At 28.5% G+C, this 13,120-nt stretch carries 12 protein-coding genes and 1 riboswitch; of the genes, 11 read left to right on the plus strand and 1 reads right to left on the minus strand.

Annotation, left to right across the window (positions count from 1 at the left end; genetic code table 11):
• The first annotated feature begins 153 nt into the window (after nucleotides 1-153).
• The 11 genes from E6771_RS05500 (at nucleotide 154) to E6771_RS05550 (ending at nucleotide 11,293) form a co-directional block, all read left to right on the plus strand.
• Nucleotides 154-1,512 (plus strand): FAD-dependent oxidoreductase, encoded by a 1,359-nt coding sequence (locus E6771_RS05500; RefSeq protein WP_316090147.1) that lies wholly within the window; start codon nucleotides 154-156, stop codon nucleotides 1,510-1,512.
• A 15-nt stretch (nucleotides 1,513-1,527) separates the two neighbouring features.
• The gene (locus tag E6771_RS05505; protein WP_316090148.1) at nucleotides 1,528-1,959 is read left to right on the plus strand and encodes a helix-turn-helix domain-containing protein; all 432 of its coding nucleotides are present in this window, start codon (nucleotides 1,528-1,530) and stop codon (nucleotides 1,957-1,959) included.
• A gap of 217 nt (nucleotides 1,960-2,176) precedes the next feature.
• Nucleotides 2,177-3,520 (plus strand): sensor domain-containing diguanylate cyclase, encoded by a 1,344-nt coding sequence (locus E6771_RS05510; RefSeq protein ID WP_316090149.1) that lies wholly within the window; start codon nucleotides 2,177-2,179, stop codon nucleotides 3,518-3,520.
• 368 nt (nucleotides 3,521-3,888) lie between these two features.
• Nucleotides 3,889-5,241 carry a sodium:alanine symporter family protein gene (locus tag E6771_RS05515; RefSeq protein ID WP_316090150.1) on the plus strand — a complete coding sequence of 451 codons (1,353 nt, stop codon included), beginning with the start codon at nucleotides 3,889-3,891 and terminating at the stop codon, nucleotides 5,239-5,241.
• 105 nt (nucleotides 5,242-5,346) lie between these two features.
• Nucleotides 5,347-5,445: riboswitch (TPP riboswitch) on the plus strand.
• A 117-nt stretch (nucleotides 5,446-5,562) separates the two neighbouring features.
• Nucleotides 5,563-6,840 (plus strand): phosphomethylpyrimidine synthase ThiC, encoded by a 1,278-nt coding sequence (thiC, locus tag E6771_RS05520; RefSeq protein WP_316090151.1) that lies wholly within the window; start codon nucleotides 5,563-5,565, stop codon nucleotides 6,838-6,840.
• Between the two features lie 17 nt (nucleotides 6,841-6,857).
• Entirely contained in the window at nucleotides 6,858-7,070 is a 213-nt protein-coding gene (gene thiS, locus E6771_RS05525) for a sulfur carrier protein ThiS (protein ID WP_316090152.1), read from the plus strand.
• Nucleotides 7,071-7,410: 340 nt separating this feature from the next.
• Nucleotides 7,411-8,187, plus strand: a complete 777-nt coding sequence (locus E6771_RS05530) for a thiazole synthase (protein ID WP_316090153.1) — start codon at nucleotides 7,411-7,413, stop codon at nucleotides 8,185-8,187.
• Nucleotides 8,188-9,294 carry a 2-iminoacetate synthase ThiH gene (gene thiH, locus E6771_RS05535; RefSeq protein WP_316090155.1) on the plus strand — a complete coding sequence of 369 codons (1,107 nt, stop codon included), beginning with the start codon at nucleotides 8,188-8,190 and terminating at the stop codon, nucleotides 9,292-9,294.
• A complete protein-coding gene (gene thiF / locus E6771_RS05540) occupies nucleotides 9,291-9,833 on the plus strand; it encodes a sulfur carrier protein ThiS adenylyltransferase ThiF (RefSeq protein WP_316090156.1) in 543 nt (180 codons plus the stop codon). Before thiH ends, thiF begins: the two co-directional genes overlap by 4 nt.
• Nucleotides 9,823-10,458, plus strand: coding sequence for a thiamine phosphate synthase (gene thiE, locus E6771_RS05545; protein ID WP_316090158.1), 636 nt, complete (start codon nucleotides 9,823-9,825; stop codon nucleotides 10,456-10,458). Before thiF ends, thiE begins: the two co-directional genes overlap by 11 nt.
• Nucleotides 10,459-10,609: 151 nt before the next feature.
• Entirely contained in the window at nucleotides 10,610-11,293 is a 684-nt protein-coding gene (locus E6771_RS05550) for a GntR family transcriptional regulator (RefSeq protein ID WP_316090159.1), read from the plus strand.
• 282 nt (nucleotides 11,294-11,575) lie between these two features.
• On the opposite strand, the gene E6771_RS05555 is transcribed toward E6771_RS05550, so the two are convergent.
• Entirely contained in the window at nucleotides 11,576-11,989 is a 414-nt protein-coding gene (locus E6771_RS05555; RefSeq protein ID WP_316090160.1) for a DUF2628 domain-containing protein, read from the minus strand.
• Nucleotides 11,990-13,120 lie beyond the last annotated feature (1,131 nt).

Below are 13,120 nucleotides of genomic sequence, written 5' to 3' on the forward strand. Positions count from 1 at the left end.
ATTTTATATTCTCATCAGGTTATTTTTTATTTAATTAAATTTAAAAAATAAAGTAACTTGACAAAATAAAGTTAAAAGAGTATTATTGGGAAAAGAAGTGATAGAGGAAAAATATAAAAATAAAGGAAACTATAGATTAGGGAGGTTCTTAAAATGAAAAATTATGATGCAGTAATAATAGGATTTGGAAAAGGTGGAAAAACTTTAGCTGGAGAAATGGCAAACCATGGTTGGAAAGTTGCAGTTGTAGAAAAATCAAATAAAATGTATGGTGGAACTTGTATAAATGTAGGTTGTATTCCTACAAAGTATCTTATAATAGAGGCTGGTAAAAATAAATTTAAAAATTTAAATTCTTTTGAAGAATATGCTGAGGTATATAAAAATACTATAGAAAAAAAGAATGAATTGATTTCTATTTTCAGAAAGAAAAATTATGATAATCTTAATGATAAAGAAAATATTGATATATATACTGGTGAAGGTTCTTTTGTGAATGAAAAAGTAATTGAAATAAAATTAGAAAATGAAGCTATTCAAATAAAGGGAGAGAGAATATTTATAAATACAGGAGCAGAAACTATTATTCCACCTATAAAAGGATTGAAAGAAAATAAATATGTTTATGATAGTGAAGCCATAATGCAGTTAAAAGAACTTCCTAAAAAATTAATAATAATAGGTGGTGGATATATTGGATTGGAATATGCAGATATGTATAATAATTTTGGAGCAGAAGTGACAGTTTTAGAAGGAAGTCCATTATTTATACCACGTGAAGACAGAGAAATAGCAAATGAAATACAAAAAGTTATGGAAAAAAAGGGAATAAAATTTGTTTTAGGAGCAAAAGTAATAGAGGTATTGGAAAATAAAGTAAGCTATGAAAGAAATGGTCAGATTGAAAGTGTAGATGGAGATACTATCCTTGTAGCTGTAGGAAGAAAAGCCAATATAAAAGGGTTAAAATTGGAAAATGCTGGTATAAAAACTACAGATGGAGGAGCAGTATTAGTTGATGATAATCTTCATACATCTGTTGATAATGTATGGGCAATGGGAGATGTTCATGGAGGATTACAATTTACATATACTTCTTTAGACGATTATCGTATAATTCGTAGTGAACTTTTTGGAGATAAAAAATATTCCTTAAAAGAAAGAGGTCCAGTTCCATACACTGTATTTATAGAACCACAATTTTCAAGAGTAGGAATGACAGAAGAAGAAGCTATCCAAAAAGGATATAAAATAAAAACTTCAAAGATAACAGCAATTTCTCCAAGAATGAAAATATCTGGTGAAACTGAAGGACTTTTAAAAGCAGTAGTAGATGCAGAAACTGGAAAAATATTAGGAACATCACTATTTTTTGCTCAATCAGGTGAAGTTATAAATAGTATAAGACTTGTGATGATGGCAGATAAAGATTATACTTTTTTAAAAAATGGAATATTTACACATCCTACAATGAGTGAAACATTGAATGATCTTTTTGGACAAATAAAATAAAAAAGGAGAGCAAGTATGAAAAATCAGTATGAATTACCATGTAATATAGCACAGACATTGAACATAATTGGAGATAAATGGACTCTTCTGATTGTTCATGAAATAATGCTTGGAGATAAAAGTTATAATGAACTTTTAAATAAATTAACAGGAATAGCATCTAACCTTTTGTCTAACCGTTTAAAATCTTTAGAAGAAGATGGAATAATTAGAGGAGAACTATATCAGGCACATCCTCCTAGATATAAATATACATTAACAGATAAAGGAAGTGATCTTGAAGATGTATTTAACAGTATTATTCTTTGGGGAAGTAGACATTTGAATAAATGTTATAAAAAGCTTGTGGATAAAAAAAATGGGTATAAAGTAGAAATAAAATATTTTATCCCTGAATCTAAAGAGCTATTAAATAAAGAAGACGTTGAAGCTAGAGAAATATGTTAAAGAGTTAAATTTTTTAATAAATTCTTTACTAAATTAAAGAGATTTGCTATATTATAATTATATCATTTTTTATTTAGATTTTAAGGATATAATTGAAAATTTACATTTAATATTATATTACTTAAAAATGAAAAAAGATTTTTATATTTAGTTAAATAATAAAAAATGTAATATATAGATTTTTCTGATGTTGAAATTTAGTTAAAGGGAGAAAGGTATGACACTATTTTCAAAAAAAAATAATTATTACCATATTAATTCAAATCATCAGGTAAAAAATAATGAACTGGAAGAAGTATTGACACTAGCTGCTGATGGAATTGGAAAATTTGTACTAAATGAAGATTTAACTGTTTTGTATTTTAATCAAGGATTGTGTAATCTTGTTGGTGAAAAAGCTGAAAATATTGAAAAAAATGGATTCAATAGTAATTTTTATGTACATCCAGATGATATGGAACGTATAAAAGAAGAAGTGGAAAAGATATTAGAAGCTAACCAAAAAAACTTTGAAATGACTTACAGACTCTTGCATGTATTAGGGCATCTAGTTTATGTAAAAGTTAATGGACTGATTATTGAGGAATTATATGAGGATAAATACCCAATATTATATTTAATTTTTACAAATATATCATCATTAATGCAAATGAATCATGAGCTTGAAATGGAAAAAAAACGTTATGCAATGTTTATTGATTTACTATTAGAGAGCTATTTTGAATATGATGTAAAAAGTGATATTTTGAAAATATATGACAATACTAATTTCTATTTATTTCCAGATAAAGAAATGAGAATGTTCAGTAAACTTATTGGAGATGAAAAATCTCCAATTACTATACAAAATTGTAATTCTTTATATAAGTGTATATTATCATTAAATAATTGTGGAAAAGATATAGAATTATTAATTGATAATAATGAGAAAAATTGGTTTCATGTGAAATATCATCAGCTTTTTGATTCTGATAATACAATAAATAAAATTATTGGTTCATATAAAAATATACATAAAGAAAAAATTATTGAATTAATGCAGAATGAATATAACTGTGAATTAAAAAAGAAAGCTGAGTATGATATTGTAACAGGCCTTTTAAATAGAGCAACATTGGAAGAGTTAATATCTTTAAATCTAAAAATAGATATTATGAAGGGGATAAATGTCTTTATGATATTTGATGTAGATAACTTCAAGAATATAAATGACAGTTATGGACATCCTTTTGGAGACATAGTTCTGAATAAAATTGCAAAGATATTTAAAGATTCATTTCGTACTGTAGATGTTATAGGAAGATTAGGTGGAGATGAATTTGCTGTATTTCTTCCACAAATACCATCAATTGAATGGATAACTCAAAAATTAAAAGGTATTCTTCCAAAAGTAAAAAGACTTTCTAAAGAATTGAATATAGAGAAGCCTATATCAGTAAGTATTGGAATTTATGAAATAAAGTTCTCTGATAGCTTTAAGGATATATTTTTAAAAGCGGATAAAGCTCTGTATCAAGCTAAAAAGAGTGGAAAAAACAGATATGAATTTTATTCAAAATAAATAAGTAAAACCAGATTCTAAAATTAGGAACCTGGTTTTTTATTGTTTAAAATATAATCTTTAATATATTTATAAAAAATTTAAGTAGTAAAATATTATGATAAAATAAAGGCAATCTTTTAATAGTTAAGCAGATATAATATTATACTAAAATACTAATTTTAAAATTAAAAATTTTTATTAATATATAAAAAAATAGGATTATCGTACTAAAAAAGAACTATTTTTAATTCAAATAAAAGAAAATAAAATTTCATGTTGACATTAAAATGAAAATAATGTATCATAAATAAATCTTAGAAGTCCTATATCTGATATAGGGCTTTTATTATAACACTATTGGAATTCTTAGGGAAAGAGGAGGAAAAATGGACAGCATATTACAGATAGTGAAGAACATAAATAATGTTCTTTGGAGTTACTTATTGATTTTTTTACTGTGTGGAACAGGAATAATGTTTACAGTGATGCTGAAGGGAGTTCAGGTCACTAGGTTTATGGATAGTGTTAGAAGGGTATTTCATAGAGGCTCAAGAAAGGGTAAGGCTGATTCTCAAGGAATGAATTCATTTCAGTCACTGGCTACTGCTGTGGCAGCACAGGTAGGAACTGGAAATCTGGCTGGGGCAGCTACTGCTATAGCAGCAGGAGGACCTGGAGCAATATTCTGGATGTGGGTTACAGCTTTTTTTGGAATGGCAACTATATTTGCTGAAGCTGTTCTTGCTCAGATATACAAAGAGGATATAAATGGAGAGGTAAGAGGAGGACCAGCATTTTACATCAGTAAAGGATTAAAATGTAAAGGTTTAGCAGTATTCTTTTCCATTACTATAATAATCGCTCTTGGGTTTGTAGGAAATATGGTACAGGCAAATTCCATAGGAGAAGCATTTAATGAGGCATTTGGAATAAATCCTATAATAATGGGAGCTGTAACAGTTGTTATAGCAGGACTTATATTCAAAGGGGGAGTTAAGCAAATAGCTTCTTTTACAGAAAAAGTAGTTCCTTTTATGGCTGTATTATATATAATAGGAGGACTGTATATACTTCTTTCTAACTTGAGTGGAACTATCCACGGTATAGAAATGATATTTGTAGGAGCATTCAATCCTAGAGCTGCCACTGGAGGACTATTAGGAGTGGGGGTGAAACAGGCTGTAAGATATGGAGTTGCAAGAGGATTGTTTTCCAATGAAGCAGGAATGGGAAGTACACCTCATGCCCATGCTATAGCCAAGGTCAGGAATCCTGTAGATCAAGGTATAGTTGCAATGTTTGGAGTATTTTTTGATACATTTATAATACTTACTATAACTGCTCTTATAATATTGTCAAATGTGCCAATAGATGGAAAAATGACAGGTATATCATTGACACAGTTTGCATTTAAACAAGGAATGGGACAATTAGGAACGATATTTGTAGCTGTTGCTCTTCTTTTCTTTGCTTTTTCTACTATTATAGGCTGGTATTTCTTCGGTGAAGCAAATATCAGATATCTTTTTTCCAGTAAGAAAAGTGTGGACATATATTCATATGTGGTTTTAGTTTTCATATTTCTAGGCTGTCTTTTAAAAGTGGAACTAGTATGGGAACTTGCTGATATGTTCAACGGACTTATGGTACTGCCTAATATAATCGCACTTATTGGATTATCTGGTGTAGTTAAAAAAGGACTGGAAGAATATAATAGAAAAGAAGGAAACTTTAAATAGAAAAGAACATTTTACTTAAAGAATTTTCAATAGTGTGTAGGAAAAAAATAAAAGATTTGACAAAACTGTCTTTAGGGAATATAATCGTAAAAAAGAATATAATAATTAAACTGCTAGGGGAGCTGAAAAGCTGAGAAGGATAAAACCTGACCCTTGGAACCTGATCTGGATAGTACCAGCGGAGGGAAGCAAGTTTATTTTTCAGCCTTATTGTAATTTATCTGGCAGAAAGAGAAAAATAATTGCTCTGTACCCTTCGGTATAGGGCATTTTTTATTTTCTGCTCTATAGCTCAGGAATAAAAATAACAGGAGGAAAAGTATGTATTCTACACAAATGGAAGCAGCAAAAAAAGGTATTTTCACAAAAGAGATGGAGATAGTAGCAAGAGATGAAAATCTGACAAAAGAGGAACTTATGGAGAAGATGGCTCAAGGTAGAGTTGTAATACCAGCCAATATTAACCATAAAAATCTTTATCCAAGAGCAGTAGGAGAAGGAATAAAAACTAAAGTTAATGTAAATCTTGGAGTATCAGAAGACTGCTGTGATTATTGCGGAGAAATGGTAAAGGTACAGAAAGCTATTGAATATGGTGCTGATGCAATAATGGACTTAAGTACTTTTGGAGATACTAAAAAATTCAGAAGAGAGCTTGTAGATAAATCATCAGTTATGCTTGGAACAGTTCCAATGTATGATGCAGTTGCAAAATTAGGAAAAAATATAAAGGATATGTCTATTGAAGAATTATTTAGAGTGGTAGAAGAACATTGTGAAGATGGAATAGATTTTCTTACTATTCATGCTGGATTAAACAGAACCTGTGTAGATAGATTAAAAAATAATAAAAGATTGACTAAAATTGTAAGCAGGGGAGGTTCTATACTTTTTCAATGGATGATGCTGAATGATAAAGAAAATCCTTTCTTTGAGCATTATGACAGACTTCTTGATATCTGCAGAAAATATGATGTTACACTTAGTCTGGGAGATGGACTCAGACCTGGAAGTATTCATGATTCCACAGATGCACCTCAGATACAGGAATTGCTTATACTTGGGGAACTTACAAAAAGAGCTTGGGCAAAAGATGTGCAGGTAATGATAGAAGGACCAGGGCATGTACCTATGCACGAGATAGTAACAAATATGCAGATTGAGAAAAAGCTATGCCACAATGCACCTTTTTATGTATTAGGACCTTTAGTTACAGATATTGCTCCTGGATATGATCATATTACAGCTGCCATTGGTGGAGCTATTGCAGCATCTTCAGGAGCAGACTTTCTTTGTTATGTAACACCAGCAGAACATTTAAGACTGCCTACTCTTGAAGATATGAAAGAGGGAATAATGGCATCAAGAATTGCAGGTCATGCTGCCGATATAGCAAAAGGATTAAAAGGTGCTATTGAATGGGATCATAGAATGAGTAAATTCAGAGGAGAACTTAACTGGAAAGGAATGTTCAGCGAGTGTATAGACCCTGAAAAAGCAGAAGCATACAGAGCATCCTCTGCTCCAATAGAAGAAGAGGTATGCACTATGTGTGGAGATTTATGTCCAATGAAAAGATGTAATGAGATTCTGGATTAGGAATAGAAAGGAAGAATATGGATATAATTTTAAATGGAAAAAGTTATTCAATAGAAAAAAACTTTACAGTTCAGAAACTTCTTAAAAAGCTAGAGGAAGAATGGTCAATAGAGCTCAGTGGAGCAGTTGTTCTTGTAAATGATGAAATAGTGAAAAAAGATAGATGGGAAGAAAGTGAGATATTTGAAAATGCAGAAATAGAAGTACTTTCTTTTGTATCTGGAGGGTAATTATTAAAATAGCTGCAATAATATTTTTAGAGAATTTTAATATTGAATATGAATAAGAGATTTATATTTTAAAAAACTTGTGTGAATTATAATCAGAAGTATAATTTTAGAACTTTTTAATAGAAAGATTTGTTTTAATTTTATTTATAAAAGATAAAAGAATAAATGACTAGATTGTAATATAGTAGTTCTGTTAATCAGAGATATCTTATTATTAATTTGTAGAAAGATGTTATAAATCAATTTTATGTTTTGTTTAATTAATTATATAAATCTTTCTGAAGTTTTAAAATTTAATCTTATTTTTATTTACATATATTGAATAGAAAAGGAAGGTAAAATGGATAAATTTATATTAAAAGGACATGAATTTAGAAGCAGACTTCTTACAGGAACAGGAAAATTTTCTGATAAAAATTTAGTAGCTCCTATGATGGAAGCCAGTGGATCACAAATAATAACAATGGCATTGAGAAGAATAAATTTTCAAAATCCTAAAGAAAATATTTTAAATTATATACCTAAACACATAACACTGTTGCCTAATACATCAGGAGCAAGGACAGCAGAAGAAGCAGTAAAAATAGCGAGAATTGCAAGAGAAGCTGGATGTGGAGATTTTATTAAGATAGAAATAATTAATGATTCACAATATCTTATGCCAGATAATTCAGAAACAATAAAGGCTACAAAAATATTAGCTGATGAAGGATTTACTGTACTTCCATATATGATGCCTGACCTCATAGCTGCTAAAAGAATGGAAGATGCAGGAGCAGCAGCAGTTATGCCTCTAGGTTCTCCCATTGGTTCAAATAGAGGAATAGTTACTAAGCCTCTTATTGAAATGATGCTGGAGACTAACAGAGTTCCTATTATAGTAGACGCTGGAATAGGAAGACCATCTGATGCTGCAATAGCTATGGAAATGGGATGTGATGCTGTTCTTGTAAATACAGCAATAGCTACAGCTCAGGATCCAGTGAAAATGGGAAGAGCTTTTTCATTAGCAGTAGAAGCTGGAAGAGAAGCTTTTCTTGCAAAAATTGCTGAAGAAAAGAAATATGCCAGTGCTTCATCACCTTTGACTGGATTTCTTTTCAGAGGTGACAAATAAGTGAGCTATTATGATGAACTTGTAAAATGGAAAGATTTTGATTTTGAAAATTATTTTTCTAGTGTTACAGATGAAGATATAAGGGAAAGTATAGGAAAAGATAAACTGGGAGTATATGATTATTTAAACCTTCTTTCCCCTAAAGCACAAAACCATCTGGAAGAAATGGCAGTAAAAGCTGCAAAACTTACAAGGCAGCATTTTGGAAATGTAATAGGGCTGTATCTTCCTATATATGTTTCTAATTACTGTACAAGTAACTGTATTTACTGTGGGTTTTCAAAAAAAAACCTTATAAAAAGAAGACATATGAAATTTGAAGAAATAGAACATGAAGCACAGGAAATAGCTAAAACAGGAATAGGAAATATACTTCTTCTTACAGGAGAGGCAAAGGGGTTAGTAGATAAAGAATATCTTAAAGGTGGAATAGATATATTAAAAAAATATTTTTCCTCTGTTTCGATAGAAGTGATGCCTCTAGATGAAGAGGACTATAAATATTTAGCAGAAGATGGATTAGATGGACTTACAGTATATCAGGAGACATATGATGAAGTAAGATATGAACAGGTACATCTTTCTGGGGAAAAGAGAAATTTTAAATATCGTTTAGATACACCTGAGAGAGGAGCAAAGGCAGGAATCAGAACTATTGGAATAGGGGCTCTTCTTGGACTGGGAGGAATCAGGAGTGATGCTTTTAAGACAGGACTTCATCTGAAATATCTTATGGAAAATTATCCCAACAGTGAATTCAGTATATCTTTTCCAAGAGTAAATGAAGCAGAGGGAAATCTGAAAGACAGCTATGCTGTAGATGATTTGACTTTTGTACAGATACTCCTTGCTAACAGAATATTTCAGCCAAAAGCTGGGATAACTCTTTCAACTAGAGAAAGTGTTGTAATGAGAGATAATATTGTAGCTCTGGGAGTAACAAAATTTTCAGCTGGCTCAAAAACAGAAGTGGGAGGTTATTCTCATGAAAATGAGTCTACTGCCCAATTTGATATAAGTGATAATAGAAATGTCGAGGAAATAGTAAAGGCTATAAGAGGAAGAGGGCTGGAAGTAGTATATAAAGACTGGGAGACATTAGTATGAAGATAGGAATAGCTGGAAGTGGCGGAATAGGCTCTAATGTAGCTGTACATCTTGTGAGATTAGGAGTAAAAGAACTAAAATTTGGCGACTTTGATGTTATTGAAGAATCTAATCTCAACAGACAGTTTTATTTTAAAGATCAGATAGGAAAATATAAAGCAGAGATGTTATATGAAAATCTGAAAAGGATAAATCCTGATGGAGATTTTCAATATGATATTATTAAATTTGAAAGGGAGAATATAAAAGAATTTTTTCAAGACTGTGATATAATAATAGAAGGTTTTGATAAAAAAGAGTATAAAAGTATGCTTGTAGAGGAATTATACCCAATGGGAAAAATTATAATATCTGCTTCAGGAATAGCCAGTCATGACTGTAGGGAAATTCAAATTAAAGAGGCAGGAAAAAATTTATATGTAGTAGGAGATTTTCAAAAAGATATTTCCAATTATAAAACATATTCTCATAAGGTATCCGTAGTGTCTGCCATCATGGCAGAAATAGCATTAAAAAGAGGTGGATATATTGAGGAATAGAATAGATATACCAAAAGGGCTCTACGGAATAACAGGAGATAATTTTGCCAATGGAAAGAGTAATTATCAATGTGTAGAGGAAATGATAAAAGGCGGAATCAAAATAATTCAATATAGAGATAAGAAAAAAAGCTCTAAAGAAAAGGTTGAAGAAGTAAAAGCAATAAGAGAACTTTGCAGAAAAAATAATGTATTTTTTATAGTAAATGATGATGTAGCTATTGCTATGCTTGTAGATGCTGACGGGGTGCATGTAGGACAGGATGATATGAAACCAGATGATGTAAGAAAACTTATAGGTGTGGATAAAATAATAGGTTTATCTACTCATTCAGAGGAACAGGGAATAGCAGCATATAATAATGAAAATGTAGATTATATTGGGGTAGGACCCATATTTCCTACTACTACAAAAGATACAGCTCCAGTGGGATTGGAATATTTAGAATTTGCTGTAAGGAATCTTCATCTGCCTTTTATAGCCATAGGCGGAATAAAAGATTATAATATAGATGAAATAATAAATAGAGGAGCTCAAAGAATATGTCTTGTGAGTGATATTCTTGGTGCAGAGAATATATGTAAAAAAATTATAAGCCTAAATAATAAAATTTTGAAAAAGTAATTATCATTTAATTTGATTTTGAGGACATATTTTTCTCTTTATTATAAGTTTGATATATTATTTCAATAGGTCAAGCCTCTTGACAATTACTTAATTAAGTATTAGAGTATAGTAAGAAATAATAAATTAACTTTAAGAAGAGAGGGATTTTGTGCTGAAGATATATGACGATATAATGGGCAAAACAAATTCTAGTTTTGCATATAAAATATTGAAAGAGAATATACTTAGACTTGATTTAAAGCCAGGAGCGGAGCTTCGTGAAATTGATTTATTTCATTCTCTTAATATGAGCCGTACACCTATCAGGGAAGCACTTATTCTTTTAAAACATGATGGACTAATAGAAACCCTTCCTCAAAGTGGAACTTTTGTTACTAAAATAGATAAAGAAAAATTTGAAGATGGAAGAATGTTAAGAATTTGTGTAGAAGAGAAAATGATACAATTAGCTTGTGATAATTTTTCACAAGATTATCTAAGAAGATTAGAAGATAATCTTGCAAAGCAGAAATTTATTCTTGATACAACTAGAGATTATGTAGAATTTCATAAATTAGATGTGGAGTTTCATCAAGTAATATTTGAAGGAGTTGGATATAGAGATTTATTTAAAGTAACTACAGATAATTTTTTTGATTATCAGAGAGTCAGAGTTTTAAATTCATCAAATAAGATAAAGGATAATTTTATTCAGGAAAGTCATTTAAAAATATTAGACATTATTAAAAATAAGAAGAAAGATAAAGTTCATGAATTGCTTAATGAACATTTTTCAAGATTGCCAGCAAAACTTGAACATTTCATTGAAGAATATCCATTTTATTTTAAATAAAAGAAACTGGAACATATTAGTTCCAGTTTCTTTGCTTACAACAACAAATTATAGGGTAGTTATGGATTACAACCTTAAAAGTTAAAAAAACTTGTCATAATTAATGAAGTAAATAAAACATAAAAGAGTATTTTAAATAAAGAAAATTCACTAGTCAATCAATTAAGAAATTTTAATTGTAATATTACCTATATTTATTATATTTTATAGATAAAATTAATAGTAAGCTATTTTATTAAAAAATTCTAATTTTGTTTATTAAGCATTCATTTTTTATTTATTTTAATTATAAAATATATTAAAAATGGCAACTTGAAGAAGTATTACAATGATAATACCTATTGCTCCACCACTTGCTCTTCTTCCTTTTTTTATATTATTCTTCACTTTTTCAAAATATAATATATTTCCTTTAAAACCTATATATATAGGAAAAAGAAAAAGAAATGCCAGGAATATTGAATGCAGATGATCTGAAGTAATATTAATAAGAATTATATATAGAATGGCATATTCATAAAGACCTCTATATCCTAACCAGAAAGGTGCCAGAAAAAATGCCCAGAAATTAAACTTTGTATCATCAGAAAGCCATTCATTCATATAGTGATTGAAATCATTCCCAATATGTTCTTGAAAACATTCAATATTATTTTCAATAAATTCAACATCTTCTACTAATAATGGATTTTTCATAGTATACCTCCTTTGAGTAGTTTTATATAATGGATTATAACAAAAATAGAAAAACAAGTCAAATTTTCAACTTAAAAAATATACAAAAAATAGTTTTATAGAAGATACAGATATAATAAAAAGGAAATTAAAATTTAAATAGAACTTTAAAGTTATTTTTATTTTTTAAGAACATGAGATATTTTTAGAAATAAAGATTTAAATTCAATGTGTGGTGTTCTAATTTTTCCTGTTCAATTAAAGAAATAATTGTTAATTGATAAAAGATTAATTAAAAAATAAAATTTTATTTTTTAAACTTTAAATTTTTTATAACAAGTTAAAGAAAAATGAATAAAAAGGTAAAAAGGAGTTTTTGGGGAAAACTCCTTTTTACATATATATATTAAAACATCTCGGGGAAGAGATTTGCATTAATATTATACAAATAAATTTTAATTTTCCTTTTTTAAATAAAAAAAAGAAAAAACTTTAATATTTTTAAAACTTCTTTTTTAGATTATGTATAAAGTCTCTATAAGATATAGAATTTTATTAATATTATATTGTCAGGAATTTCATAATTCTTTTTTAACAAAATTTTTTTATAAAAAAATAAATATTCAAAAAATGAAACAAAGAATTAAATAATTATTTTATCGGAGTTTAATTATGTCTTAAATTCTAAAAAATTATTGACAAATTATATTGGGATAGTATAGGATATGATTATAAAAATCTTTTTACAGATTTTTCTATATAAATCTTTCCCCAAAATTATTTATATAGTTTAGAAAATGGAACCAGACTGCTCTCTGGTTCTTTTTTTTATAAAAAATATTTTAAAATATTAACTTATAAATTGATAGTTTTAATATAAGTTGAAGAGAATGGAATTTATTATATTTGATACAAAAAGTTTCAGTTTGAATGAAGTTTTTGTTTTATCTATTAATGAATACAAGATTTCTAAAGAATATAAATAACTGAAAAAAAATAAAAAAACATTTGACATATTCTTCTCAATATATTATAAATATATTAATATATTTAGTACTTAAATAAAACTTTGATTTCCAAAATAGTTCATAAATGGAAAAATTGTTTTATAAAATACAGTAAATAAAAGTTTTTTCACAAAAATAGGAACTA

This window comes from Fusobacterium sp., from assembly GCF_032477075.1.
Taxonomy (GTDB): Bacteria; Fusobacteriota; Fusobacteriia; order Fusobacteriales; family Fusobacteriaceae; genus Fusobacterium_A.

Bases quoted from the DNA above. Each gene is read 5' to 3' on its own strand.
- E6771_RS05500 (WP_316090147.1), top strand. From the start codon at position 154: ATGAAAAATTATGATGCAGTAATAATAGGATTTGGAAAAGGTGGAAAA.
- E6771_RS05505 (WP_316090148.1), top strand. From the start codon at position 1,528: ATGAAAAATCAGTATGAATTACCATGTAATATAGCACAGACATTGAAC.
- E6771_RS05510 (WP_316090149.1), top strand. From the start codon at position 2,177: ATGACACTATTTTCAAAAAAAAATAATTATTACCATATTAATTCAAAT.
- E6771_RS05515 (WP_316090150.1), top strand. From the start codon at position 3,889: ATGGACAGCATATTACAGATAGTGAAGAACATAAATAATGTTCTTTGG.
- thiC (WP_316090151.1), top strand. From the start codon at position 5,563: ATGTATTCTACACAAATGGAAGCAGCAAAAAAAGGTATTTTCACAAAA.
- thiS (WP_316090152.1), top strand. From the start codon at position 6,858: ATGGATATAATTTTAAATGGAAAAAGTTATTCAATAGAAAAAAACTTT.
- E6771_RS05530 (WP_316090153.1), top strand. From the start codon at position 7,411: ATGGATAAATTTATATTAAAAGGACATGAATTTAGAAGCAGACTTCTT.
- thiF (WP_316090156.1), top strand. From the start codon at position 9,291: ATGAAGATAGGAATAGCTGGAAGTGGCGGAATAGGCTCTAATGTAGCT.
- E6771_RS05555 (WP_316090160.1), bottom strand. From the start codon at position 11,989: ATGAAAAATCCATTATTAGTAGAAGATGTTGAATTTATTGAAAATAAT.